The sequence below is a fragment of the Streptomyces sp. V4I23 genome (genome assembly GCF_030817975.1).
Lineage (GTDB): Bacteria > Actinomycetota > Actinomycetes > Streptomycetales > Streptomycetaceae > Streptomyces.
This window is the reverse complement of sequence record NZ_JAUSZW010000004.1, coordinates 416,162-440,684: the sequence shown is the minus strand read 5'-3', so window position 1 is coordinate 440,684 and position 24,523 is coordinate 416,162. Positions and strand designations below refer to the sequence as shown.

The following is a 24,523-nucleotide window of genomic DNA, read 5'->3' as shown; positions in this document are numbered from 1 at the left end:
GCGGGCTCAGGAAGGCGGTCGGACCCATGGAACCCCACCTCGACACCCCAGGCCCCACGGCGCACAGCGATCGCACCGGCGGCAGCGCCCCCGCGGTCGACGAGGCGCGTGCCGCGCTGGCGTCGACCGGCGTGTACTTCATGCCCCCGGAAACGGTGCTCGCGTCGCTCGGCGCCGACGGGCCCCACTGGCCCGAGTGGGCCGCGTTCGCCGCCCACTGGGATGACCTGGCGGAGGATCCGTACGCGGCACAGCGCGGTACCCGCAGGCTGCGCCGCTACGGCCACTTCGCGTGGGATTCCGCCACCGGGGGCGTACGGATGCTCCCGCACGAGGTGTTCGTGCAGCCGCGCCACACGAACCCGCTCTTCGACGCGGTCGACCGTCACTTCGAGCCCCTGACCCGCGCGTTCGCCGACGACCCCGTCCTGCGGTCCCTTCTCGGACTGCTGGGGCGCATGGCGCGGGCGCTGGACGAGGCCGGGGAGTGGAGCGTCAAGGTCCATCCGTTCCGCGTGGTCGCGACGGCCGACGGCGCGGGGGAACCGACCCCCGAGGGACGCCACCGCGACGGCGTCACCCTGGTGTCCTCGCTGCTCGTCGCACGGAACAACGTCTCCGGCGGGGAGAGCACCGTCTTCACCCCGGAGGGACGTCAGCTGCTGTCGACGACGCTGCGCGACCCTGGAAGCCTCCTGCTCAACGACGACCGCGCCACACTCCACGGAGTGTCCGCCGTCCGTCCGGTCGACCCCGCGCGCCCGGCGCACCGCGACGTCCTGGTCACCACCCTCACCGCCACCTGACGGCATCGGCCTCGGACCCGTCCCCGGCGAGGAGGCCGTCCACGACGTCCGTCAGGCGGGAGCGCCGTTCCCACAGGGCACGCTGCCTGCGCGCCCCGCACCCGTGCGCGGCCAGCCGCCCGACGAACGCCGTCACCCGGTCCAGGTCCCCGCACTCCTCCAGCACCTCCCGCACCTGCCCCACCAGACGGGCCGCCTGGACCTCGAACGGCACCACCTCCTCGGTGGTCCCGTCCAGGCCCGCACCCTCCCAGCCGTCCCGCGCCGCCCGCCAGTACGAGGCGCGCAGCAGCTCACCGCAGGTGCGCGGGCCCGGATCGCCCTGCCGGACCAGAGTCACCGAGCGCACCACGAGCGCCCGCACGAGTGCGGCGAGAGCCGCGGTGTCCGCCGCGTCGGCCGGAACGTCCATGACGCGGACCTCCAGCGTCGGCACGCGGGGGTTGGGCCGCAGGTCCCAGAACGGGTTGTTCGCGTCGAGCATCGCCTCGGACGCCTCCAGGGCTGCCGTCAGCCGCTCGTAGCGCGCCAGCGAGTCGGCGTACGGCGGCGCGCCCAGCGCGGGGAAGCCGAGCCGCACGACGGTGCGCCAGCTCGCGTAGCCCGTGTCGCGGCTGTGGAAGAACGGCGAGTTGGCGCTCATCGCCACCAGCAGCGGCAGCCACGGCCGCACATGGTTGCCCGCCAGGACCGCGGTCTCCCGCTCCGGCACGTGGACGTGCACATGGGCGGAGCAGACGGTGAAGTCGTCGAGCATGGCGCCGAACTGCCGCACACCGGCCCGGTAGCGCGGATGGTCGCCCACCAGCCGGGCCCCGGGACCGCCGATGACGGGCGTGCCGCTCGCGCACAGCCCCAGACCCTCGGCGCGGGCGGCAACAGCCGCCGCCGCCCGTACGGACTCCAGCGCCCGGTGCAACGCCCCGGCGCCGGCGCACGGCGGGGTGCGCACCTCGATCTGACTCTCGTGGAACTCGCCCGCCACCAGGTCACCGGCCGTTGCCCGGGCACGTGCCACGACGAGGGGCCCGGCCGGTTCCAGCGCTCTGCTGTCCGCCCGTACGACGAAGAACTCCTCCTCGACCCCGACGGTCGGCATCCGGCCGTCGCCGGACACCGGCTCGGCCATGACCACCACCTCCGCACGGCCGGGTACCCCCGCGAACCGGCTCGATGTCCGCGATCGCCTGCGGCCGGCGGTCACGGCGGCTCGCCGGACCTGCGGCGCAGGCGGTCCAGGCGGGTGATGACCGGGGTGGCCGCGGCGCCGTGGACCATCACGGACGCCAGGACGGTGAACGCCACCACCGCCCACAACTGCTCGGCGCGGCCCGCGAAGCCGTCGTGGCCGAGGGCGTACGCGAGGTAGAACAGCGAGCCGATGCCCCGGATGCCGAACAGCGACGTGACCAGCCGCTCCCGGGGACCGGCCGGGTGCCCGATCTGGGCGACCCAGCCCGTGACGGGGCGGACGACCAGGAGGAGCAGACCCGACAGGAGCGCCCCCTGCCAGGTGAGGGCCGTGAGCCCGTCGGTGGCGAGGAAACCGCCCAGCAGGAACAGCAGAACCGCGGTCAGCAGCCGCTCGATCTGCTCGGTGAACTCGTGGAGGACCTTGTGGTAGCCGTGGCTGCGCTCGGCCGCGCGGATCGTGCAGGCGGTGACGAACACGGCGAAGAACCCGTAGCCGTGCAGCAGCTCGGCGATGCCGTAGGACACGAACGTGGCGCCCAGGGCGACGAAGCCCTCCATGTGCTCCGACAGCCGCAGCGCCGACGCCTTGGCGCGGAAGAACATCCGGCCGAGGAGCCGGCCGGTCACCAGACCGGTCGCCAGTCCCACGGCGCCCCGGCCCAGGACGTCCGTCAGCAGCCAGCCGCCCAGCCAGTCCGCCGACCACCCGGAGCCCGCCGCCGCGGACAGGGCCAGCGCGGCGAGGACGAAGGGAAAGGCCAGCCCGTCGTTGAGCCCCGCCTCGCTGGTCAGGGTGAAGCGCACCTCGTCCTCGTCCTGCTCGTCGTCGGTCGGCTCCCCGACCCGCACCTCCGCGGCCAGCACGGGGTCGGTGGGCGCCAGCACGGCCGCCAGCAGCAGGGCGGCGGCCGGCGGCCAGCCCAGCAGCCACGCCGCGGTCGCCGCCGTCGCCGCCACGGTGAGCGGCAGGGTGATCCCCAGCAGACGCCATGTTCCCGCCCACGCCCGCAGCCCGACCGGCCGGTTGATCGCGAGCCCCGCACCCATCAGGGACACGATCACGCACACCTCGGTCACGTGCTCGACCCACAGCCGGTCGCGCACCGGGTCCACGGTCGGCAGCGGGACGGGCAGCACCGCCGCGAGCACCCCGGCGGCCAGGAACACCATGGGCATCGACAGCGGTCGCCTGAACACGATCCGCGGCACCACGGCGGCGGCCAGCGCGCCGATTCCCAAGGCCGCGTAGACGGCGTCCGAGAGCATCATCCCGGCCATCCTCACTCACCGCTGTCGGCCCGGCAGGTCAGGCGCGTACCCCGCACACGCCCTCGCACGCGTCCGGCGGACACGGAGCCGGCTCCGTGCATGGAGGCCGGGCCTCCGGGTAACCGGGCTTGGCGGGCGGCGGGTGCGTCGGTGCGGGAGAACGTCGTGCAGCCGGCTCGTCCCGCGACTGCGCAAACCGCCTGGGCGGCAGGACAGGCCCCCGAAGGGCGGGAGACCCGCCGACTCGGAAGGGACGGACACCGTGGCACGACCGACGATTCTCGTGGTGGGCGCCGGATTCGCAGGAGTGGAGTGCGTACGCCGGCTGGAACGTGAACTGTCCGCCGCCGAGGCGGAGATCCTGCTGGTCACACCGTTCTCGTACCAGCTCTACCTGCCCCTGCTGCCCCAGGTGGCGGCCGGCGTGCTCACCCCCCAGTCGGTCGCCCTCTCCCTGCGGCGCAGCCGCAGGCACCGGACCCGGATCATCCCCGGCGGAGCGATCGGCGTCGACACCGCGGCGAAGGTGTGCGTCCTGCGCAAGATCACGGGCGAAACGGTGGTCCAGAGGTACGACCGGCTCGTCCTGGCACCCGGCAGCATCACCCGGACCTTCGACATCCCCGGCCTCCTCGAGCACGCGCGCGGCATGAAGACGCTGGCCGAGGCCGCCTACATCCGCGACCACGTCATCGCGCAGCTGGACCTGGCCGACGCGAGCCAGGACGAGGCGGAACGGACGTCCCGGCTCCAGTTCGTGGTGGTCGGCGGCGGATACGCCGGCACCGAGACGGCCGCGTGCCTGCAGCGCCTCACCCACCACGCCGTGCGGCGGTACCCGCGCCTCGACCCCCGGCAGATCAGGTGGCACCTCGTCGACATCGCGCCCAAACTGATGCCCGAACTCGGCGACCGCCTCGGCCTCGTCGCCCTGGACATCCTGCGCAAACGCGGGATCGAGGTGTCGCTCGGAGTGTCGGTCGCCGAGGCCGGGCCCGAGAAGGTGACCCTCACCGACGGCCGCGTCCTGCCGAGCCGCACGCTCATCTGGACGGCCGGCGTCGCGGCGAGCCCACTGGTCGGCACGCTGGACGCGGAGACGGTCCGCGGCCGTCTGGTCGTGACCCCCGAGATGACTGTCCCGGGCGCCGACGGCGTGTTCGCCCTCGGCGACGCCGCGGCGGTGCCGGACCTGGCCAAGGGTGACGGAGCCGTCTGCCCGCCCACCGCCCAGCACGCCCTGCGCCAGGGACGCAAGGTCGCGGCCAATGTCATCGCCTCGCTGCGCGGGCAGCAGTTGCAGCCGTACGCGCACAAGGACCTGGGGCTGGTGGTCGACCTGGGCGGCAAGGACGCCGTCTCCAAGCCCCTCGGCATCGAACTGCGCGGCCTGCCCGCACAGGCCGTGGCACGCGGCTACCACTGGTCCGCGCTGCGGACCAACGTGGCCAGGATCCGTGTCATGACCAACTGGATGCTCAACGCCGTCGCGGGCGACGACTTCGTGCGCACCGGCTTCCAGGCGCAGAAGGCCGGAACGCTGCGGGAGTTCGAGTACAGCGACGCCTACCTGACGCCGGAACAGATCCGCGAGCACACGGCCTCGCTCCGCGCCCGCACCTGATCGCCTCCGCGACCGCCGGATACCGCTGCTGTCCTGACCAATGCGACCAGGCCGAGCGGTGCGACCGGTCCGTCCCGTCGGGCCCCGGGGCGCCGGTCCGGCCGCGGTCCGTCGGCCCGGTGGCGGGACCTCGGCCGAGCGAGTCGGGATCGGCCGTGTCCTCCGGTGGGCCCCGGCAGTTGAAAGGGGCATGAAGAAGCGCAGCATCCTTGCCGTCATGTCTCTCGCCACCGGCGCCGTGATCGCCGCCGTCAGCCCGCCGCCCGCCGCCCAGGCGGACGCCCTGGACGGGGCGCTGACCGCCCCCGACGCTCTCAGCAGCGCCGACACCCTCATCACCGACGCCGACAGGGACGCCCAGGCGGCCCTGGACGGCACGGCCGACCAGGTCTGACAACGTCCAGGACACCCGTACACGTCGGACGCCCGGTCTCCTTTCGAGGAGACCGGGCGTCGTGTGTTCGCTGCGCCCGCCTCAGCGCTTTGACGGTCCGCTCGCCGCGGCGTCGGCCGCCACCCGCTTGAGGGTGCGGCCGGTGCGGGCGGATCTCGCCCGGCGCGGCTCCGTCGCGTGGTGCGAGGACGCGTGCCGGTCGTTCTTCTTCACCAGCAGCCAGGCCTCGCGCTGCCCGTCCCCGCCTGGCCGGGTCCGGGTCAGCGCGTACCCGCCGCGGAGCTTGCCGCCGTGCAGGCAGAACGAGGCGTGACCGTCGCGCAGGGCGTCCGCGAACGGGATCTCGCGCCCGCGCCGGTCGGTGGCGAGGCCGTGATAGGTGCCCTCGTCCCAGATGATCACGGTGCCGCCGCCGTACTCGCCCTCCGCGATCACCCCCTCGAAGTCCGCGTAGTCGAGCGGATGGTCCTCGGTCGGCATCGCGAGGCGCTTGTCGTGCGGGTCGGCGGACGGGCCCTTCGGCACGGCCCAGCTCTTGAGAACCCCGTCCACTTCGAGCCGGAAGTCGAAGTGCATGGCGGTGGCGTCGTGGATCTGCACCACGAACGAGGGCTCGGGCCGTCCGCCGGGCCCGGTGCTCCCCTTGGGCTCAGCCGTTCTGCGGAAGTCGCGTTTGCGGTGGTACTCCGCCAGCGCGTCCGTCGAGGGCACGGGGCCTCCTTCGTGTCCGGCCACGGCTCCGACCCCGGGGTACCCGGCGCCCGCCCGCGTAAGCGTCCGCCCGGCCGGCGCCCCGGCGCGGCGGCGCGGGCCGGTATCCCCGTGACACCGGCGCACCGGCCTGCCCGGGCCCGGGCGCCTCAGTCGAGCTTGCGCGCGGTGAGCAGCAGGTACTCCCAGTCCATGGCCGTCGGCGCGGTCTCGTCCGTGTCGCTCGCCCGGCGCGCCAGAGACGCGAGCTCCCGGTCGAGCGCGGCGACGCGATCGGGGTCCTCGGCGATGTTGCGGTACGTGGCGATGGTGGGGCCGTAGTTCGCCTTGAAGTAGTCGCGGAACGCCTCCGGCGACTCGAACCGGTCCACCCGTACCGTCTGCCGGCGGGCGTCGACATCGGTCACCCGGTCGGCGAACAGCGCCCGGACGTGCTGCTCCTGGCCCCACAGCGGCGGCGGCCGGGCACCGGGTGGAGGCGGTGGCGCGTACGGTTTCATCGTCGCGAACATGCGCCCGACGAAGCCCTCGGGCGTCCAGTTGACCAGGCCGATCGTGCCGCCCGGCCGGCACACCCTCAGCAGCTCGTCCGCGGCCGCCTGGTGATGCGGGGCGAACATGACCCCGACGCAGGACATCACGACGTCGAACTCGCCGTCCCCGAAGGGCAGCGCCTCGGCGTCCGCCTCGCGCCACTCCAGCTCCGCGCCCTGCTTCTCCGCCGCCTGCCGCCCGGCGTCCAGCAGCTCCGGGGTGAGGTCGGACGCCACGACATCCGCGCCGGCGAGCGCCGCGGGGATCGCGGCATTGCCCGTACCGGCCGCGACGTCGAGCACGCGCTGCCCGCCGCTCACCCCGCAGGCCCGCACCAGAAGGGGCCCCAGGTCCGGGATGAGCTCGGACGCCACAGCCGGATAGTCACCCAGCGCCCACATCTTCCGGTGCTTGGTCTTCAGGGCACGGTCGCCTGATGCCGCCCCGCTCGCGTCGCTCATGACAGATCTCCTCGCAAGCCTTCTGCGCGTCCGCTCGGGACGGCCGGGTCCCGCGCGGACGCACCTCCGGCGGGCCCTTCCGGGCGACGGCGCGCCCTGTCTGCCGGAGGGACCTGGTCACCTTCTTCCCATCATCCGCCGATGCCCCGGGCCGCGCCGCCCGGCCGCCGTCCCACCCCGCGCGCGGCCCGCCGAACGGCTCGCACGCGCGGCTCAGCCTGACGCCGCCTCGCGGGTCATGGGAGGTCTGGCCGGCGTCCGCGCCACGGGGCCGAGGAGCACGGCACGGGCCACCTTGGGCGCGAAGAGCGCGGTCAGCGGCGACGTGAGCGTCAGTACGGAGCGGAAAGCGGGCCCCACGACGGGGTCGCCCGGATACCGCTGCTGGACACGGCTCAGGTACCAGCCGGCAGGCCGGTCCACGGCCCGGACGGTGACGGCGTTCCCCACAGCCCCCGGCATCGTCTTGTCCGCGCCCGCCGAGATGTCCCACGCCTGCCGCGACGCCTCGAACAGCGCCTGCTGCACGCGCGCCGTCGTCGGCGTCCGCCGCGGATCGGCGAGCGCGTCGCGCAGCGCCACCGCGCTCATCGCCGCGACGGCCATGCCCTGCCCGTAGATCGGGTTGAACGTGCACAATGCGTCGCCCGTCGCGAGGAAACCGGCCGGTCGCCGGCCCGGCCGGTCGTAGCGGCGGCGCAGATTCGACGTCCGGCGGAAGCCGAACGGCGGCGTGTCCGGCTCGGCCTCCCGCAGCCAGTCGTGGATGAAGGGATGCGGGAAGCGGGCCGCGTAGGCGGTGAACCCCTCCTCGTCCGTGGGCGGTTCGTCGCCGCGCAGCCCCGCGAGGACGACCAGGTAGCGCCCGTCCTCCAGGGGCAGCACCCCGCCGCTGCAGACCTGCGCGGGGCTCGGGTAGACGTAGTAACCGAGGGAATCGGACCCGAGGTTGTCGCTCTTGTTGCGGTAGATGCGGGAGGCGTACGCGAGGCCCGTGTCGATGGTCTCCTCCTCGGGCGGCTCGGCGTCGATCGCCGACAGCCACTGCGAGGCGCGTGAACCACGGCCCGAGGCGTCCACGACCACGTCCGCATCCAGTGTGCGCGGCTCCTGTCCGCCGTCCTTCGCGCCCTCACCCCGCTCGCGCAGCAGCACGCCCCGTACGCGCGAGGCGTCACCGATCAGCCCGACGGCCTCGGTCGACGTGATCGTCGTGATCACCGGGTTGGCCAGCACGCGCGCCCGGACCAGGTGCTCGATCTGGCCGCGCGAGCCGGTGTAGATGTACGTGGTCGCGTGCGTGCGCCGGAACCAGCGGCCGCTCTGCCACTGCACCATGTCCGACGGCATGCCGATCCGAGGTGCGCCCGACGCTCTCAACTCGGCCATGAATCCTGGCAGCAGCGCGTCGAGCGCGAGCTGTCCGCCTTCGAGGAGCACATGGGCGTGCCGACCCTGCGGCACGCCGGGGCGAGCGTCCGGTCCGTCGGGGAAGCGGTCCCGCTCGACGATCGTCACCCTGTCGGCGTGCTCGGCAAGGACGTGCGCCGCGAGCAGCCCCGCGAGGCTGCCCCCGACGACGACGGCGTGCCGCCCGCCCGCGCTGCGTCGCCAACTGCCCTGCCCCTGCGTGGTGTCCACCATGTAGCTGCCTCTCGTGGTCAGCGAGCCGGTCTCGTCCGACCAGTATCGCGGCCCACGGCACGAAGATCACCGAGACGGCTCGACGACGACCCTTCCGGGGAACGGTGCCCGAAGTTCCGGACGCGATCGGCGAGTTGTCTTCTGCTCGGTGCCCGCAGCGTCCTCGGCCCGGTGACGCGCCCCGTCCCGCGATGCAGTGCGTACCGGCGGCACCCGCGCCACTGGCCCGGCACGGCTCCGACGCGCTGCCCGCCGTGCGTGATGAGGGTGTTGACCGGTGTCATGGGGTCCGAGCCGACCGACCTGGCGAGCAGCATTCCGGCCACCAGCGGCAGCAGAACACCGGCCAGGGCGGTCCCGGTCGCGGTGACGTGCCGCAGACGGGGTCGGGGGGACGCGTCAGAAGTCATGGACACCATTCGATCAGCGGCGCGAGCGGCGGTGATCGGGCGAGGTACTCAGCAACGGTGCCTCTCCTACTCATCCCGGCTCATCCCGGCACCGGGCCCCCGGCCCGAGCGTGCCCGACGGCCGCCTGTGCCGACGTGGGGTGTCCGGGGCCCTGCGCCGCGAGCCGCTCGGGACGCTCACGCATGAGGACCTGCGCACGCTGATCGCCCAGGGGGTCGGTCTGCGCTTCACGCAGTGCCTGCGGGTCCGGGCAGCAAGTGGACGGTCATGATCAGGTGGCACGTCTCGTCGCCCGAGCCGCGGTAGGTGTGGGGCGCGTCGCCGTCGAAGGCGGCGGTCTGTCCGGCTTCGACGGGGTGCTCGGTGCCGTCGACCACCAGGGTCATCCGGCCGGAGGTGACGGAGACGGTTTCGACGACTCCGGGCTGGTGCGGGTGGCTGGGGTACTCCTCGCCGGGTTCGAGTTTCCAGCGCCAGACCTCGACCGGGGCCGGTCCCGGGGTCGTCAGCATGAGCCGTGCCTCGCTGCCCCTGCTTCCGGTCCACAGGGGCATCGTGGCGTCGGCGGTCACGATGCGGACGCGGCCTTCGGACGGGCCTTCCATCAGGGCGGAGACGGAGACGCCGAGGGTGTCGGCGAGCAGCCCCCGTACGGCCGGATGCTGCCCGGCATCCGCGGCCTGCGCCTGGAAGTCGCCGACGTACGGGCCAAGTTCAAGTACGACGACCACAAGCCCGTCGAGCACCGCACCGCCGTCGCCGACCACCTCGCCGAACGCGGCCAGGGCCTCGATGTCCCCACCGCACTCCAGCAGCGCCGCCGCCTGGACCGCATCGGCCCCTGGAAGCCCTGAACCACCCACGCGCGGTCCCGTGCACCCCGGCGCAGGACGGCCGGGGCCGGGCCTGAAAATGCGTTCGAGGACCGCTGGGCGCCGCCGATAGGGTGCGCGGCATGACAGCGTCGCTCCGCCTGGAGAAGATCACCGCCGACAACGTGCTCGCCGCATGCGACCTCGCTGTCCGACCCGACCAGCGGGTCTTCGTGGCCCCCGTCGCGCGCTCCCTCGCCGAGGCGTACGCGCAGCCCGATGTCGCCTGGCCGCGGCTGATCGTCGACGGGGACCGGCCCGTCGGCTTCGTGATGGCCTTCTTCGACGTACGGTTCAGCTCCGGCGACCCGGACGACCGGCCGCGTTCAGGGCTGTGGCGGCTTGCGGTCGCCGCGGGAGAACAGGGTCGCGGATACGGCCGCTTCGCCGTGCGGTCCGTGTGCGAGGAGATCCGCAGACGTGGCGGCACACGGGTGACGGTGACCTGGAAGCAGGGGGAGAACGGGCCGGAGGACTTCTACCTGAGGCTCGGTTTCCGGCTGACCGGTGAGATGAGCGGGGACCAGGTCGTCGGCGAGCTGGACCTCACCGGCACACCGAGCGGCCTCCCGGCCGACCGGACCGCAGGCCGGGCCCGCTAGCCTCGCGTCATGGGGGAACGGATGTCCGGCTTCGGCGCCGACGCACGCGCGCTCCGTCCGTGCCGATGGTGCGGCCGGCCCTTCCGGCATGCCGGAAGACGGGGCCGCCTGCGGCTCTACTGCCGCCGGACGCATTTGTGGCGGCGTCGCCTGTCCGACCTCATGGAACTCGTGTCGGACACCGTCTAGCCCCCGCCGCCGGCCGCTCCTCGCCGCGGCAGCCCCCGCCGCCGCGCCGCGCGGCGGCGCGTTCGCCGGAAATATAATGAGTCCGGGCTGCACGAGCCCAGCTGAGCCTGGGCCACCGCGTGAGGAAGTGGCCAGGCCGGTCGGCCTTCGGACGTTCCTCGGAGAGGTCCATGACCCGGCGTCGTCCTTCGCGATCGGCGACGGCCGACGATCTCCTGACGACCCTGGGGCGGCTGACCGACCGGGTGCGGCAGGGCGCCGAGCGCCAGCGCGCCCGCGTCGAACTCGCCGAGGCCCTCCAGCGTTCCATGTTGCCCACCGGGCTTCCCGACCTGCCCGGACTGCGGGTCGCGGCCGAGTACGTGCCGGCGCGCAACGGCCTCGACATCGGCGGCGACTGGTACGACGGCTTCGTCCTGCCCGACGGCTCGCTCGGCTTCTCGATCGGCGACGTCCAGGGCCACGACGTGGAGGCCGCCGCCTTCATGGGCCAGGTCCGCATGGGGCTGCGCGCCGTAGCCACCGCCACCACCGACCCCGGCGAGGTCCTGGGCTGGGCCAACGAACTGCTGCTCTCCATGGACCACGGCCTCTTCGCGACCTGCAGCTTCCTCCGCTTCGACCCCGCCACCGGCGAGCTGGAGAGCGCCCGGGCCGGCCACGTGCCCGCCATATGGGCGACGGCCGGCGGGCAGGGCGGGGTCGTGGAGGACGAGGCGGGCGTGCCGCTGGGCATCCTGCCCGGCGAGGCGTATCCCGTGGCGCGGCGCCGGCTGTCCAGCGGGGGCGCCTTCGTCCTGCTCACCGACGGCGTCGTGGAGGGGCCGTCGTATCCGATCGAGGCGGGCCTCGACGCCGTGGCCCGCCTGGTCAGATCCGCGGTCCCGGCCGGCGTCGAGGCGTCCGAGCTGGCGTCGCAGGTGATGGGGGTCGCGGCGCAGACGGACCACACGGACGACGCCGCCGTCCTGGTGCTCGTCCACGATCCCGAGGAGAGCCGCCCGCCACGCCCATGACCTCCGGACGGCCGAGGATCCCGCTGCGGGCAGGGCGTGTCAGGGCGGCGCGCGGAGCCGGGAACGTTGTCTGATGACAGACGTGCCCCGTAGCGAACACCTCCGACGCCCGGCCGCAGCGCTGCTGCGGATGCTCGCCGTCGCCGCCGCCTACTGGGTCGGCGGACAGATCGGTCTCCTCCAGCAGGTGGTGGTCGAGGGCGCGGTCGTGACACCGCTGTGGCCGCCCACCGGGATCGCCCTGAGCTGTCTGCTCTGGATGGGCGTCGGGGTGTGGCCGGGCATCGCCGTGGGGGTGCTCGCCACCATCGCCACACTCGACACCCTGAGTTTCGCCACGAGCGGCGTGCTGGCGGGGAACACCCTCGGGCCGGTCGTCGCCTACCTGATGCTCCGGCGCATCGACTTCCGCACGGAGCTGGACCGGTTGCGGGACGGGCTCGCGCTGGTGTTCCTCGGGGCGGGCGGCATGCTGATCAGCGCGACCTTCGGCGTGATGACAGTGGTGTGGAGCGGGTCGCTGCCGCTCGGCGAGTTCTGGTCGGTGTGGTCTGCGTGGTGGGCCGGTGACGCGATGGGCGTCCTGGTGATCACGCCGCTCCTGCTGGTGCTGCGCCGCGCCCGGCTGCCCCGCGACACGCGGCCGTACTGGTGGACCGAGGCAACGGCGCTGTGCCTGACCTCGGCAGCCGTGGCCGTGCTCGTCACCCGCATCGAACTGAACCTGCTGTTCCTGGTCTTCCTGGTGCTGATCTGGGCGGCGCTGCGCTTCCAGCTGCCCGGATCGGCCCCGTGTGCCGTGCTGATCTCGGTGCTGGCGATCGCCGCCGCGACGGCAGGAGCCGGGCCGTTCGCGGGCCGCACGCTGCTGGAGGTCATGGTGATCCTCCAGGCGCTCAACGGCTGCGCCGCGCTGACGGCCCTCTTGCTTGCCGCCATCGTCGCCGAGCAGATCGGCATCCGGCGCAGGATCGAACAGGCGTGCTGGGCCCTGGCGGAGGTCGTGGACCAGCTCGCGCCCGGCGAGACGGCCCACCTGTGGCCGCTGGTCGACGGACGGAAGGGCGCGGAGCCGAGGGCCGCGGACGAATAGCGCCGCGCCCGCGCCCGCCGGGTGCGGCCCGTCGGCCGCCGCCCGGAAATGCCTCCCGCCTCCGCCGGGTGCGGCCCGCCTCTCCGTCCGGATACGTCTCCCGCTTCCGCCGCGTGCGGCCCGCCGGGTTCGGTCGGGTTCGGCCCCTGGACCCTCCGGACCTGTCCGCCTGTCACCGCCACGCGCGGACGTGGTCTCCGTCGATGCGGCCCGTCGGCCGCCGCCCGGATACGGGCCTCGCGCCCCCGCCGGACGCGGTCCGGCGGCCAGGGCCCCTCGCCGGACGCGACCGCGGTCATCGGATCTCTCCCGGGCTATTGACGGCATCGCGTCCCGTCCCTACCTTCCGTCGAGTGAAAGCTCGGATGAATTCAGGGAGTTCCCTGACGAGCCGCCGGGAGGCGTCCATGGTCACGTCCAGGAGAACCGTCCTCGCCACCGGTACCGCGATCGGCGGTGCCCTCGTGGTGGGAGGCGTCCCCGCCGTCGCCCGGGCGGTGCCCGAGGCCGCCCCCTCGCCGGCCTCCGCGGAACCGGGACCCTCCGAGGATGCATGGCGCACGGTCCTCGACGACGCCGACCTCGTCTGGCAGCGCATGCCCAGGACCTGGTACGAAGGGCCCTTCCTCGGCAACGGCCGCCTCGGCTCCGGCATCTATGCCGAGCCCGGCGGCAGGAATGCGATCCGCTTCAACGTGCAGCACTCGGAAGTGCAGGACCACCGGCCCGAGTTCGGCTCGCTCTTCGGCCTCGCCCGGCTGCCGATCGGCCACTTCACCCTGGAACCGGTCGGCACGATCACCGGCCTCGACTGGCGGCTGCGGCTGCATGACGCCGAGCTGACCGGAACGCTCACGACCACCGCCGGAACCCTGCGCCTGCGGGCGTTCGTGCACACCTCGGCCTCCGTGCTGGCCGTCGAAGTCACGCCCAGCGGGGGCGAGAAGGGTTTCCGGTGGGTCTTCCACCCGGCCGAGGCGATCAGCCCGCGTGCCGCCTTCCGCCCCCTGCCCGACGGCTACCGGGCCAATCCGCCGGCCGTGGTCGAGCGGCACGACGAGGTGACCGCCGCCGTCCAGCCGCTGCTGGCCGGCGGGCAGCACGTCACCGCCTGGCGGGAACGGACCGACACCGGCCAGGAGGAGCGGCGCACGCTGTACGTCACGGTGGCCCACTCGTTCCCGAAGACCACCGCCCGCGACCGCGCCCTGCGTACGGTGCGGACCGCTGCCTCCGCCCCGTACGAGCGGTTCGCTCTCCCGCACCGGGCCTGGTGGCGGCGGTACTACCGCAAGAGCTTCCTCTCACTGCCCGACGCCCGGCTGCAGCGCTTCTACTGGATCCAGCTCTACAAGGCGGCTGCGGCCGCCCGCAGGGACGCCCCCGTGATGGCGACCTGCGGACCCTGGCTGGAGCCCACGCCGTGGCCCAACACCTGGTGGAACCTCAACGTACAGCTGGAGTACTGGCTGATCCACGGATCGAACCACCTCGAACTCGACGCTGTGACCCGCGCGTTGAGCGAGTTCCGCGACCACCTCACCGCCGAGGTGGCGGCGCCCTACCGGTCCGACTCGGCGGGCATTCCCCGTACCACCGACACCCGGCTCGTCAACGGCGGCGCCACACCCAGCGGAAACGGCTACGGCGTCGGCATCCCCGGGGAGAACCCGCCCACGCCCGAGGTCGGAAACCTCACCTGGGCCCTGCACAACGTGTGGCTCTCCTACCGCCACACCATGGACGAGTCGATCCTGCGAGACGTGCTCTTCCCGCTGCTGCGCCGGGCCGTCAACTACTACCTGCACTTCCTCGCGCCCGGCCCCGACGGCAGACTCCACCTGCCGCCCACGTTCTCGCCCGAGTACGGCGTCGACGCCCCCGACTGCAACTACGACCTGATGCTGCTGCGCTGGGGCTGCCGTACGCTCATCGACTCGGCGCGCACGCTCGGTGTCGAGGACCCGCTGATCGCCCGATGGCAGGAGGTGCACTCCCGGCTGGCCGACTATCCGGTCGACGCGAACGGCTACATGATCGGCTCGGGCGTGCCCTTCGCGAAGTCCCACCGCCACTACTCCCACCTGCTGGCCGTCTATCCGCTGTACGAGGTCACCGGCCGCACGGCCGCCGAGCGCGCTCTGGTCGAGCAGTCCCTGCGGCACTGGGTGAGCTTCGAAGGCGCTCTCCAGGGCTACACGTTCACGGGCGCCGCCTCCATGTCCGCGCTCCTGGGCAAGGGCGACGACGCCCTGCGGTATCTGGGCGAGCTGATGAGCCGGTTCATCCAGGCCAACACGCTGTACAAGGAGTCGGGACCGGTCATCGAGACGCCGCTGTCGGCGGCGCAGTCGCTGCACGACATGATCTGCCAGTCCTGGGGCGACGTGATCCGGGTCTTCCCCGCGGTGCCGTCCGCCTGGCGTGAGCTCGCCGTCCACGACTTCCGCACCCAGGGCGCCTTCCTGCTCACCGCTGTCCGCGAGGACGGACGCACCCGCTGGGTGCGGCTGACCAGCGAGGCCGGTGCGCCCTGCGTCGTGCGGCACGGGATCGAAGGACCTGTGGACGTACGCGACGAGCAGGGCCGGACGCTGCCGTACGAGCACGTCGCCGACGAAACGGTCCGCATCCCGCTGGGCAAGGGCGACACGGCACTGATCACGGCCCGCGGCGACCGTCCGGACCTGCGGATCCGCCCGGTGGCCGCGAACGAGCCGGCACCGTTCTGGGGTCTGCCCGCCTGACGCCGCGAGGAACATCGCGGGGATGCGGGGGCAGGGCGCGGCGGACCTGGCCCTGCGGCAGGTGCCCGGTGGCCGCGCGGGCACAGGAGCCCAACGCGCTGATCACCTCGGTCCGGGTCCTGCGCCTCGTGAGCACGTCCATCTGGTGACCGTCCTCCGGCGGGCCTCGTGAACAACGCGGCCGCGTACACCCGCATCCGGGCCGACGGGGCGTCATCCCGGCCTTGCTCCACACCTCTGTTCACCGGTGCGCCGGGCCGTCATCATGGCGGTGCCATGTCAAAAACCGGGGCGCGGTCACGGCGCACGCCGGAACGGAGAGCCGTGAACAGAACCTTCTTCCGGCCTGCCGTGGCCGTGCTCGTGCTGGGCCTTTTCCCGGCCGGGCCGCCGAGCGCGGTGACGGCATCGCCGCCCGGCGGGGGAGCGAGCGTGGCGGGGACCACCGCGCCCGTGGGCGGACCGAGCGCGGCGCCCGCCTCTGCCACCGGCTCCGCCACCGACTGGACGCCCCCGCTCAGCACCCGCGGCCGGTACATCGTCGACGCCCACGGCAACCGGTTCAAGCTCAAGTCCGGCAACTGGCACGGCGCCTCCGGCACCTGGACCGGTTCCGGCAGCCCCGACGACCCCGCGAACCACCACGCGGGCGAGATGTCCGGGCGTGTGCCGCTCGGCCTGGACCGCGCGCCCCTGGCCGAGATCGTCGCCGGCTTCCGCGAACTCGGGCTCAACAGTGTTCGCCTGCCCTTCTCCAACGAGATGGTGCACGCCACGCACCCCGTGACCGACGCCGCCGTGGCGGCCAACCCCCGACTGCGGGGCAGGACACCCCTGGAGGTCTACGACGCCGCCGTCGCCGCTCTCACCGGAGCCGGGCTCGCGGTGATCCTCAACAACCACACCAACACCACCCGCTGGTGCTGCGGCCTGGACGGGAACGAGCGGTGGAACGCGAGCCAGAGCGACCGTGCCTGGGAGGACGACTGGCTCTTCATGGCGAAGCGCTACCGGCACAACCCGCGCGTCGTCGGCGCCGACCTCTACAACGAGGTGCGCCGCTCTCTGTGGGACGACCCCAACTGGGGCCTCGGCGACGGGCACGACTGGTTCGCGGCCTCCCAGAGGCTCGGCGACCGCATCCTCCAGGAGGCCGATCCGGACCTCCTCGTGATCGTCGAGGGCATCAACTGGACCGGCGTCCCCGTCGACGGCCTCCCGCACGGGCGGCCCACCCTGCAGCCCGTACAGCGGCTGTCGCACACGCTCGTCACCTCGGGCAAACTCGTGTACTCCGCCCACTTCTACGACTACACCGGGCCCCACCACACCGGCGCGACCGGAACGGGCGAGACCTCCGACCCCCGCTACCGGGACCTCGCACCCGTCGCTCTCGAGGAGGTCCTGCACCAGCAGGCCTTCTACGTCACGGCCCGGAAGGACCAGCACTTCACCGCACCCGTGTGGATCAGCGAGTTCGGGATCGGCGGGAGGGACGAGCACGGCGAGAAGCAGCGTGCCTGGTTCGAGAACTTCGTCGACCAGCTGATCAGGACCGACGCCGACTTCGCGTACTGGCCGCTGGTCGGCTGGCACGAGGACAGGAAGGGCAACGGCTGGGCGCTGCTCCACTGGGACAGCGCCGGCCGGCGGATCGGGGTGTACGACGGCGACGACTGGCGGGCGGGCGCGTGGTCCCGTCTGACGGCAGCCGACGGCAGGACCGGCCAGGTCCCCGCCACGGACCGGTGGTCGATGCTCAGCCCCGACCACGGCGACTTCGTCCAGTCCGCGCGGATGCGGGCCGCGGGGGACTGGGACGCCGGCGCGCGCAAGGCGGCCTGCCCCGACGGGCAGCGTCTCGCCGGGCTGAGCCACACCGGGAACCGGGGCCTGTGCACCGACACCGCGGCCCGCGACCTCTGGGCGCCGGACCGCGTCCACGAGGTGGTGCGCGACGAGCGGCATGTGACCCCCGGCCGTGACTGGGCGAGCGGCTACACCAAACTCCAGTGCGCGCCCGGCCACTTCCTGATCGGGTACAGCGTCCGCGGCGCCGCCGTCTCCGCCGCCCTGTGCGCCCCGGCCCGGACGCCGCTGGGCACGGCGCACCGGACGGTCTGGTTCGACCGCCACGACAACCGGCCGCCGGCGGCCCGGGGCGGCGACTTCGCCCACGGCCACTACAAGGGCCAGTGCACCGACGGCGAGTACGCCGCGGGCATCGCCTCCACCCGCCGCGCAGGGGCCGCGGGCAGGCCCTACGCCTTGCTCTGCCGGCCCTTGCGCTGACGCGGGTCTCCGCTCGCCTCAGCCGATGTCGAGGCGGGCAGCGGTGCGCAGCAGGCCGGGGGAGAGCCTGCCGATCAGGCGGGCCGCCTTGGCCTCGAAGGTGACGGGCACGACCGCACGGTCGCCGGTGACTGCGCGCAGGATCTCGTCGGCCACCTTCTCCGGCGGGAAGTTCCGCCTGGCGTACATGCCGGAGACCCGCTTCTGCCGTGCGGCCTCCTGCGCGGCGTCGAGACCGGAGAAGGTCGTCGTCCTCGTGATGTTGGTGTTGACGATGCCGGGGCAGATCGCGGACACGCCCACGCCGAAACCGGCCATCTCGGCGCGCAGGCAGTCGGAGAGCATGAAGACGGCGGCCTTGCTGGTGGCGTAGGCGGCCAGCAACTTGGACGGCAGGTAGGCGGCGGCCGACGCGAGGTTGACGATGTGTCCGCCCTCACCGCGTTCGGCCATGAGGCTGCCGAAGGCGCGGCAGCCGTGGATGACACCCCACAGGTTGACGTCCAGGACGCGCCGCCACTCCTGCTCCGTCGTCTCCAGGAAGGTGCCGGAGTGGCCGATGCCCGCGTTGTTCACGACGATGTCCGGCACGCGGAACTCCTCGGTGACGCCGGCGGCGAACGTGTCGACCGCCGTGCCGTCCGAGACGTCGACCCGCCAGGCGCGGGCCGAGGCTCCGAGCAGGCGGGCCAGTTCGGCGGTGCGCTCGGCGGCCTCCAGGTCGAGGTCGCACAGCGCGACGTCGGCGCCCTGCTCGGCGAAGGCCAGGGCGGTGGCCCGGCCGATGCCGCTGCCGGCGCCGGTGACGACGGCCAGCCGGCCGGTGAACGGCTTGCGGTCCTTCGGTGTCCGGCGGGCCGCGGGTGCGGTACGCCCCTCGGGACGGGCGACGAACTCCTCGACCATACGGGCCACGGTGGTTCCCTTCTCCAGCAGTGCGGACCAGTGGGTGGCGGGCACGGTGCGCCGCCACAGGTGCGGGACCCAGCGTTCGAGGCCCTCGGCGAGTGCCGGACTGACGTAGTGGTCCCGGGTGAGGCCGATGAGCTGCACCGGAACGGTGGTCGGCCGTGCCCTCGGGCGCAGCAGCCGGGGGAGCATGTTGGCGCGGTAGAGGTTGATGCCGCGTACCGCGTCACCGGCGAGCGTGGGCTGCGGGTGGCCCGGCCGGGGGGTCACGGCCTCGGCGAGGCGCAGGACCGTTCCCCAGCGGTCGGCCAGCCCGTGCCGCCAGGCGGCGGGCGCGAGGACGGGCAGATGGAACGCGGCGATGTACCAGGAGTGCGCCAACTGCCCCAGGAGCTGTGCGACATGCCGCGGCGTGGGCCTCGCCAGGCGGTGGCGGATCCAGTGTCCGACGTGGTCGAGGCACGGGCCGGAGATCGAGGTGTACGAGGCGATGCGGCCGGTCGCGTCGGGGTGGGTGACGGCCTCCCAGGACTGGATGGAGCCCCAGTCGTGGGCGACCACGTGGACCGGGCGGTCCGGGCTGACGGCCCCGGCCACGGCGAACAGGTCGCCCGCCAGCAGTTCCAGGCGGTAGTCGCGCCGGCGGGCGGGGCGGCCCGAGTCGCCGGCGCCGCGCACGTCGTAGCGCACGACGTGGTGTTCGGCGGCGAGCGCGGCGGCGACGTCGTCCCACACGCGGTGGGTGTCGGGGTAGCCGTGCACCAGCAGCACGGTGGGGCGGGCGGGGTCGCCCTGTTCGTACACGGCGAGCGGGACGCCGCCGGAGTGCACCGTGCGGCGGCGCGGTTCTTCCGGGGCGCCGAGCGCGTCTGCGGCGGCCATCAGGCTGCGGCCTGCTGCCAGCGGCGGACGTGGGGCAGGTCGTCGTCGAGCCAGTAGGCGTCGTCCTCGGTGACCACGAGCAGTTCCTCGAACTTCAGTCCCACGTCCCGGAATCCGATGTGCGGCTCGACGGCCCACAGCCCCGGCGTCGGGGCGTGGCGCGAGGAGCGGCCGTCGGCCCACAGCGGGGACCGGCCGTGCAGTCGCTCGCCGATGAGTTCGCGGCCCAGGGTCTGCAGGGTGCGCACGCCGAAGCCGAACACGGTGACCCCGGCGGGCCCGAGGGCCTTCGTCCGGGTGACCTGGTGGCCGATGACCCGGCCCGGGTAGACCTTGTGGCGGTTGTCGTAACCGTGCTTGGCGATCAGTGCGTCCACGGCCGCGTACACCTCGGCGAGCGGCTTGCGCAGTCGCACCTCCCGCACGATCAGTTCGCGGTACTCGCGCAGGTCCTGGGCCATCCGGTCCCAGACCGGATTGTCACCGATCCTGCCGGCGTAGCCGATGTCGGCCGTGTAGCCGTCGACGACCGGGGCGCAGTCCAGGACGTAGGACATGCCCTCTTCGAGGCGGCGGCCGCTGGCGAAGAACTGCAGCGGTGTGCGGAAGTGCCGGAACGCGGTGCGGTCGCCGAACCAGGCGAAGGGCACGTGGAAGAAGTCCTGGACGCCCTCGGCGACCAGTTCGCGGCGCAGCCGCGCGGCGGCCTGGCGTTCGGTGACGCCCGGTTCCAGCCAGTCGCCGACCCGCTGCGCACAGCCGTAGGCGAGCTGCTGGAGTTCGCGGAATCGGTCGAGGTCGTGGTCGTCGAACGGGAACGAGGGCATGCGGGAGGAGCGTGTCGTGCGGTGTGTCGCGGGGGTGCTCATGGTCTCGCCTTCGTGGTGTCGGGGGAGAGGGTCTGCGCGTCCCAGGAGGGCAGGGTCTACATGTCCAGTTCGAGGCGGGAGCCCTCGGGCGCCCGGGAGACGCACACGCGGATCCGGCCGTCGGCCCGCTGCCGCTCGGTGAGTCTGCCGTCCCGGTGTTCGGCGGTGCCGGAGGTGACCCGCTGGGTGCACACGCCGCAGAACCCCTGGCGGCAGGAGTACGGGGTCGCCGGGTCCCGCTCCAGCAGCACGTCGAGCACGGACCGGTCAGCGGGCACGGGAAGTACCTCACCGCTGCGCCGCAGCCTCAGCTCGAACGGCCGGCCGTCGAGGACCGGAGCGGCGGTGAACCGTTCGAAGTGCAGGGCGGACGCGCCGCTGCCGTCGAAGGCGCCGCGTACGGAGTCCAGCAGGGGGCCCGGGCCGCAGCAGTAGACGGCGGCTCCGGCGGGCGCGCGGCCGAGGAGGTTCGCGCCGTCGGGCACGCCGTGCTCGTCGTCGGGCAGGATCTCCACCCGGTCGCCGCCGAGCGCCGCGAGTTCGCCGAGTTCCGCGGCGAACGGCAGCGAGGCGCGTGAGCGGCCGGTGTGGATCAGGCGCCAGTCGAGGCCGAGCCGGGCTGCCTCGCGGGCCATCGGCAGGACCGGCGTGATGCCGATGCCTCCCGCGAGGAACAGCACGGCCGGCTCGGCGGCGAAGGGGAACGCGTTGCGCGGCCCCTTGACGGTGACGCGCGAGCCCACTGGCAGGGCGTCGTGCACCTCTACGGATCCGCCGCCTCCGCCGGCGATGCGGCGGACCGCGATCCGGTACGCGTACCGGTCGTCCGCCGTGCCGCACAGGGAGTACTGCCGTACGCGGCCGGACGGCAGGCACAGATCGATGTGGGCACCGGCCTGCCAGCGGGGCAGCGGGGAGCAGTCAGGTGCGGTCAGCCGCAGCGAGACGACGTCCTCGGCCTCGGTCGCGCGGGCGGCGACGACGAGTTCGAGGGAGGTGGCGGCGGGCCGGGGCGGACGCCGTCCGTAGCGGTCGGCCTTGCTGACGACGGGGAGGTAGACGTCGGAGAACGCGGCGAGGAAACGCATGAGGCGGTCGCTGCGGCCTCTTCCGTACAGGTCGGGTGGCGCGGGGACGCGGTGGCGGCTCATCGGATGGTCCTTGTCTGGCGTGTGGCGGAGCGGGTGCGTACGGCGTGGGGCTCGGGCGGGTGCGCACGGCGGGCAGTGGATCGGTTGCCCGCCGCGTGCGACGCCGGCAGGTCTGGGTGCGCGCCCGCTCAGTGCGCGGCGGCGCGGGCAGCCGGAGAGGAGCCGAGGTAGGCGACCGCCTGCCGGGTCGAACCCTCCTGTGAGGGGTGATAGCGGGGGCTGAGGTAGCGGGAGGCGGAGCGCGTCAGCCTGCCGAGCCGTGGCAGCAGCCCGCGCCGGGCCGCCTCCCCGTACGCGCGCCAGGTGGGCCGCGCGCCCGGCGGGAGCGTCGGATCGGCCGCCATCAGGAACCGGGCCCCGCGGATCCACAGGTGGAGGAGCACCGGGCCGCCGATGGCCATGGTGCGGATGCGCCGCAGGTATCCGGGGTCCAGATGGCGCAGCAGGTCGTAGGCCACGCTGCGGTGCTCGACCTCCTCGGCGCCGTGCCAGCGGAGCAGATCGAGCATCGTCGGGTCGGCGCCGGCCCGGTCCAGCCCCTCCGCGTTGAGCACCCAGTCGCCGAGGAAGGCGGTGAAGTGCTCGACGGCCGCGATGATCGCGACGCGCTCGATCACCTGCTCCCGCCGCCGCGCCTCGGGGAGGCCCGGTCGTGTGCCGAGGACCCGGCCGAAGACGAACTCGACCTGCTCGACGTAGGGACGGGGGTCCAGGCCCCGGGCCAGGAAGTGGTCGAGGACGCCCTGATGAGCTTCGGCGTGGACCGCCTCCTGTCCGACGAAGCCGAGGACCTCCTCGCGCAGCTTCTCGTCGGTGATCAGGGGCAGCGCCTCCTGGAAGGTGCGTACGAACCAGCGCTCCCCCTCCGGCAGGAGCAGGTGGAGGACGTTGATCACGTGGGTGGCCATCGGCCGGCCGGGGATCCAGTGCAGCGGCAGGCTCGCCCAGTCGAAGCTGACGTCCCGTGGCTGAAGGACAAGGTCGTCGTGCTCTTCCGTGGTGCTCATACGGGCACACTCCTCCGACGCGTGGAGAGGGGATGGGCAGGACCCGGGAAAGGGGCGGCGTCCCGGCCGGCCCCTTATTGAGGGTTACTCAACAGTAGGAGTTATTGACTTCTTGTCAATAGGATGGGCGCATGACTCGGCACAGCTCTTCCGCCCGCGCGTCCCGGATGCCTCCGACCGACCGGCGGACCCAGATCCTGGCCGCGGCCCGCCGCGTGCTTGAATTCCGCACCATCGACGAGATCTCCGTCGAGGCCGTCGCCATGGAGGCCGGCGTCTCGCCGGGGCTGCTGTTCCACTACTTCGGGTCGCAGCGCACCTTCCGGCAGGCGATCCTGCAGGCCGCTGCCGAGGAGCTGCTGACGCATGTCCGGCCCGATCCGGCCCTGAGCCCCGCCGAGCAACTGCGCTCCGGCATGGAGACCTTCGTCGACTACGTGTCCCGGCACCCGACCGTCTATCAGGCTGTCACCCGGCTGAACACGGGCAGCGGGACGCGTGCCCTGCACCGCTCGGCCCGGTCCACGCTCGCGGGATGGCTCTCGGACGCCCTGAGGGCCGCGGGCGCGCCGCACACCCCCGCCGTCGCGCTCGCCGTGGCGGGGTGGCTCGCGTACATGGAGGAGGTCGTCCTGGCGTGGCTGGAGGAGCCGTCGACGGACCGGACGGCCCTCATCGGGCTGTGTGAACGCAGCTTCTACGCCCTGGTCGGGACAGCGGTCGACGACGACGCCCGGTGGGAGCGCATCCTCGCCGGGATCGGTGTGCGGCCGTCCCCGTGACGGACCCTCGCCCGGGATCGGTGTGCGGCCGTCTTCGTGACGGGTCCTCCCTCGCGCACCACCGCCCCGCCGGCCGGCGGCCGACGAGGCGGTGGGCTGTTCGGGACGGTGCTGCGTACCAGGTGGTGCTGCCTGCGGGGCGGCGTTGCGACCGGGACGGTCACCAGTAGTGGCGACGGCCGCCGACTGCGTGACCGACCGCGCCGAGCAGCCAGAGGATCGCTCCGACCGCGACCAGAATGATGCCGATGGTCCACAGAATGCCGATGTTCGCCACAGCGCCGACGATCAGAAGTATCAGCCCGAGGATGATCATTTTTTCCTCCGTTGTCGGAGCGGCCCTATGCTGTACGGCTTTCCACTCTCCGCGGGAGCAAACGGGCGACCCGGGGCCCGGGTCGCCGCACCGCCCTACGGCTGCGGGGCGGGGTCGGACGCCGGGGCCGGCAGGAGCGTACGGAAGTGTGCGATGCATCCCTGGAGGGCGAGTTCGAACGCGGCGTCCGCGCGCCGGGGCGACAGCGCGGTCAGCGCGCTCGCGAGCTGAGGTGCGGCCGCCTCGTCGGCGAGCTCCCACATCGCCTGCGGCGCCGCCATGTCGAGGGCCGAGCCCAGGACCAGGTTCTCCAGGGCGATGATCACGTTCATCACCTCGTCGCGCGGGAATCCCGCGCCGAGCAGCAGGCCGACGGCCCGCTCGTACTGCTCGAGGACCTTCGGGGCGCGGACGGGCGAGGTCATCAGCAGCGGGATCACCCGTGGATGGACGGCGAAGGCCGCGCGGTAGGAGCGGGCCCACATCGCCATGGCGGTGTCCCAGGGGCGCAGATCCAGGGTCCCCGAGTCGATCGCCGCGCACACCCGCTCCCGCATCAGCTCGACGATCCCGTCCCGCCCGTCCACATGGTGGTACACCGACGCGGTCTGCGCGCCCAGCCGCCGGGCGACCTGCGGGACGCTGAACTCGCCCTGCTCGTCGACGAGTTGCAGAGCGGTCGCGGCGATACGCGTCCTGTCCAGCAGCGGTGTCCGCGGCCTTCCCATGTGTGCTGCTCCCCGTCGAA

Annotated in this window: 21 protein-coding genes; 9 read left to right on the top strand and 12 right to left on the bottom strand. The window is 73.2% G+C overall.

What is annotated here, in order from left to right; all coding sequences use genetic code 11:
* Nucleotides 1-26 precede the first annotated feature (26 nt).
* Nucleotides 27-806: a 2OG-Fe dioxygenase family protein gene (locus QFZ82_RS04320; protein WP_307711845.1), complete on the top strand. Its 780-nt coding sequence runs from the start codon at nt 27-29 to the stop codon at nt 804-806.
* Here the strand turns inward: QFZ82_RS04320 and QFZ82_RS04315 are convergent.
* Together QFZ82_RS04315 and QFZ82_RS04310 are read right to left on the bottom strand one after the other, a co-directional pair.
* A complete protein-coding gene (locus QFZ82_RS04315; protein ID WP_307711844.1) occupies nt 793-1,935 on the bottom strand; it encodes a YbdK family carboxylate-amine ligase in 1,143 nt (380 codons plus the stop codon). The genes QFZ82_RS04320 and QFZ82_RS04315 overlap by 14 nt on opposite strands.
* A 71-nt stretch (nt 1,936-2,006) precedes the next feature.
* Entirely contained in the window at nt 2,007-3,269 is a 1,263-nt protein-coding gene (locus tag QFZ82_RS04310) for a sodium:proton antiporter (protein ID WP_307711843.1), read from the bottom strand.
* 262 nt (nt 3,270-3,531) lie between these two features.
* Between QFZ82_RS04310 and QFZ82_RS04305 the strand changes: the two genes are divergently transcribed.
* Complete coding sequence (locus QFZ82_RS04305; RefSeq protein ID WP_307711842.1) at nt 3,532-4,893, top strand: NAD(P)/FAD-dependent oxidoreductase; 1,362 nt, start codon at nt 3,532-3,534, stop codon at nt 4,891-4,893.
* 217 nt (nt 4,894-5,110) lie between these two features.
* Nucleotides 5,111-5,287 carry a hypothetical protein gene (locus QFZ82_RS04300; RefSeq protein WP_307711841.1) on the top strand — a complete coding sequence of 59 codons (177 nt, stop codon included), beginning with the start codon at nt 5,111-5,113 and terminating at the stop codon, nt 5,285-5,287.
* Between the two features lie 81 nt (nt 5,288-5,368).
* On the opposite strand, the gene QFZ82_RS04295 is transcribed toward QFZ82_RS04300, so the two are convergent.
* From QFZ82_RS04295 to QFZ82_RS04280, 4 genes are all read right to left on the bottom strand, one after another.
* Nucleotides 5,369-5,998, bottom strand: a complete 630-nt coding sequence (locus QFZ82_RS04295) for a DNA polymerase ligase N-terminal domain-containing protein (RefSeq protein ID WP_307711840.1) — start codon at nt 5,996-5,998, stop codon at nt 5,369-5,371.
* Nucleotides 5,999-6,147: 149 nt separating this feature from the next.
* Entirely contained in the window at nt 6,148-6,993 is an 846-nt protein-coding gene (locus QFZ82_RS04290) for a class I SAM-dependent methyltransferase (protein WP_307711839.1), read from the bottom strand.
* 213 nt (nt 6,994-7,206) lie between these two features.
* Nucleotides 7,207-8,637 (bottom strand): NAD(P)/FAD-dependent oxidoreductase, encoded by a 1,431-nt coding sequence (locus QFZ82_RS04285; protein WP_307711838.1) that lies wholly within the window; start codon nt 8,635-8,637, stop codon nt 7,207-7,209.
* A 638-nt stretch (nt 8,638-9,275) separates the two neighbouring features.
* The gene (locus QFZ82_RS04280; protein ID WP_307711837.1) at nt 9,276-9,911 is read right to left on the bottom strand and encodes a cupin domain-containing protein; all 636 of its coding nucleotides are present in this window, start codon (nt 9,909-9,911) and stop codon (nt 9,276-9,278) included.
* A 92-nt stretch (nt 9,912-10,003) separates the two neighbouring features.
* On the opposite strand from QFZ82_RS04280, the gene QFZ82_RS04275 reads away from it, so the two are divergent.
* From QFZ82_RS04275 to QFZ82_RS04255, 5 genes are all read left to right on the top strand, one after another.
* Nucleotides 10,004-10,522, top strand: a complete 519-nt coding sequence (locus tag QFZ82_RS04275) for a GNAT family N-acetyltransferase (RefSeq protein WP_307711836.1) — start codon at nt 10,004-10,006, stop codon at nt 10,520-10,522.
* Nucleotides 10,523-10,881: 359 nt separating this feature from the next.
* Nucleotides 10,882-11,727 carry a PP2C family protein-serine/threonine phosphatase gene (locus QFZ82_RS04270; RefSeq protein WP_307711835.1) on the top strand — a complete coding sequence of 282 codons (846 nt, stop codon included), beginning with the start codon at nt 10,882-10,884 and terminating at the stop codon, nt 11,725-11,727.
* Nucleotides 11,728-11,809: 82 nt separating this feature from the next.
* On the top strand, nt 11,810-12,820 hold the full coding sequence (locus QFZ82_RS04265; protein WP_307711834.1) for an MASE1 domain-containing protein: 1,011 nt from the start codon (nt 11,810-11,812) through the stop codon (nt 12,818-12,820).
* Between the two features lie 407 nt (nt 12,821-13,227).
* Nucleotides 13,228-15,567 (top strand): glycoside hydrolase family 95-like protein, encoded by a 2,340-nt coding sequence (locus tag QFZ82_RS04260; protein ID WP_307711833.1) that lies wholly within the window; start codon nt 13,228-13,230, stop codon nt 15,565-15,567.
* Nucleotides 15,568-15,843: 276 nt separating this feature from the next.
* On the top strand, nt 15,844-17,859 hold the full coding sequence (locus QFZ82_RS04255) for a glycoside hydrolase family 5 protein (protein WP_373429228.1): 2,016 nt from the start codon (nt 15,844-15,846) through the stop codon (nt 17,857-17,859).
* Between the two features lie 18 nt (nt 17,860-17,877).
* Here QFZ82_RS04255 and QFZ82_RS04250 read toward each other — a convergent pair whose 3' ends face one another.
* The 4 genes from QFZ82_RS04250 to QFZ82_RS04235 all read right to left on the bottom strand — a co-directional run bounded on the left by QFZ82_RS04250 (nt 17,878) and on the right by QFZ82_RS04235 (nt 22,677).
* Entirely contained in the window at nt 17,878-19,650 is a 1,773-nt protein-coding gene (locus QFZ82_RS04250; protein WP_307711832.1) for an SDR family oxidoreductase, read from the bottom strand.
* The gene (locus tag QFZ82_RS04245) at nt 19,650-20,519 is read right to left on the bottom strand and encodes a M24 family metallopeptidase (protein WP_307711831.1); all 870 of its coding nucleotides are present in this window, start codon (nt 20,517-20,519) and stop codon (nt 19,650-19,652) included. Before QFZ82_RS04245 ends, QFZ82_RS04250 begins: the two co-directional genes overlap by 1 nt.
* Before the next feature lie 56 nt (nt 20,520-20,575).
* Complete coding sequence (locus QFZ82_RS04240; RefSeq protein WP_307711830.1) at nt 20,576-21,670, bottom strand: PDR/VanB family oxidoreductase; 1,095 nt, start codon at nt 21,668-21,670, stop codon at nt 20,576-20,578.
* Nucleotides 21,671-21,798: 128 nt separating this feature from the next.
* Nucleotides 21,799-22,677 carry a metal-dependent hydrolase gene (locus QFZ82_RS04235; RefSeq protein ID WP_307711829.1) on the bottom strand — a complete coding sequence of 293 codons (879 nt, stop codon included), beginning with the start codon at nt 22,675-22,677 and terminating at the stop codon, nt 21,799-21,801.
* 131 nt (nt 22,678-22,808) lie between these two features.
* Here QFZ82_RS04235 and QFZ82_RS04230 point away from each other — a divergent pair, with 131 nt between their 5' ends.
* A complete protein-coding gene (locus QFZ82_RS04230; RefSeq protein ID WP_307711828.1) occupies nt 22,809-23,459 on the top strand; it encodes a TetR/AcrR family transcriptional regulator in 651 nt (216 codons plus the stop codon).
* Between the two features lie 160 nt (nt 23,460-23,619).
* Here the strand turns inward: QFZ82_RS04230 and QFZ82_RS04225 are convergent, their stop codons facing one another.
* Nucleotides 23,620-23,775 carry a DUF6131 family protein gene (locus tag QFZ82_RS04225; RefSeq protein ID WP_177151518.1) on the bottom strand — a complete coding sequence of 52 codons (156 nt, stop codon included), beginning with the start codon at nt 23,773-23,775 and terminating at the stop codon, nt 23,620-23,622.
* A 95-nt stretch (nt 23,776-23,870) separates the two neighbouring features.
* Entirely contained in the window at nt 23,871-24,503 is a 633-nt protein-coding gene (locus QFZ82_RS04220) for a TetR/AcrR family transcriptional regulator (RefSeq protein ID WP_307711827.1), read from the bottom strand.
* Between the last annotated feature and the right edge of the window lie 20 nt (nt 24,504-24,523).

Bases quoted from the DNA above. Each gene is read 5' to 3' on its own strand.
- QFZ82_RS04320 (WP_307711845.1), top strand. From the start codon at position 27: ATGGAACCCCACCTCGACACCCCAGGCCCCACGGCGCACAGCGATCGC.
- QFZ82_RS04315 (WP_307711844.1), bottom strand. From the start codon at position 1,935: ATGGCCGAGCCGGTGTCCGGCGACGGCCGGATGCCGACCGTCGGGGTC.
- QFZ82_RS04310 (WP_307711843.1), bottom strand. From the start codon at position 3,269: ATGATGCTCTCGGACGCCGTCTACGCGGCCTTGGGAATCGGCGCGCTG.
- QFZ82_RS04300 (WP_307711841.1), top strand. From the start codon at position 5,111: ATGTCTCTCGCCACCGGCGCCGTGATCGCCGCCGTCAGCCCGCCGCCC.
- QFZ82_RS04290 (WP_307711839.1), bottom strand. From the start codon at position 6,993: ATGAGCGACGCGAGCGGGGCGGCATCAGGCGACCGTGCCCTGAAGACC.
- QFZ82_RS04285 (WP_307711838.1), bottom strand. From the start codon at position 8,637: ATGGTGGACACCACGCAGGGGCAGGGCAGTTGGCGACGCAGCGCGGGC.
- QFZ82_RS04275 (WP_307711836.1), top strand. From the start codon at position 10,004: ATGACAGCGTCGCTCCGCCTGGAGAAGATCACCGCCGACAACGTGCTC.
- QFZ82_RS04270 (WP_307711835.1), top strand. From the start codon at position 10,882: ATGACCCGGCGTCGTCCTTCGCGATCGGCGACGGCCGACGATCTCCTG.
- QFZ82_RS04260 (WP_307711833.1), top strand. From the start codon at position 13,228: ATGGTCACGTCCAGGAGAACCGTCCTCGCCACCGGTACCGCGATCGGC.
- QFZ82_RS04255 (WP_373429228.1), top strand. From the start codon at position 15,844: ATGTCAAAAACCGGGGCGCGGTCACGGCGCACGCCGGAACGGAGAGCC.
- QFZ82_RS04250 (WP_307711832.1), bottom strand. From the start codon at position 19,650: ATGGCCGCCGCAGACGCGCTCGGCGCCCCGGAAGAACCGCGCCGCCGC.
- QFZ82_RS04245 (WP_307711831.1), bottom strand. From the start codon at position 20,519: ATGAGCACCCCCGCGACACACCGCACGACACGCTCCTCCCGCATGCCC.
- QFZ82_RS04240 (WP_307711830.1), bottom strand. From the start codon at position 21,670: ATGAGCCGCCACCGCGTCCCCGCGCCACCCGACCTGTACGGAAGAGGC.
- QFZ82_RS04235 (WP_307711829.1), bottom strand. From the start codon at position 22,677: ATGAGCACCACGGAAGAGCACGACGACCTTGTCCTTCAGCCACGGGAC.
- QFZ82_RS04230 (WP_307711828.1), top strand. From the start codon at position 22,809: ATGACTCGGCACAGCTCTTCCGCCCGCGCGTCCCGGATGCCTCCGACC.
- QFZ82_RS04225 (WP_177151518.1), bottom strand. From the start codon at position 23,775: ATGATCATCCTCGGGCTGATACTTCTGATCGTCGGCGCTGTGGCGAAC.
- QFZ82_RS04220 (WP_307711827.1), bottom strand. From the start codon at position 24,503: ATGGGAAGGCCGCGGACACCGCTGCTGGACAGGACGCGTATCGCCGCG.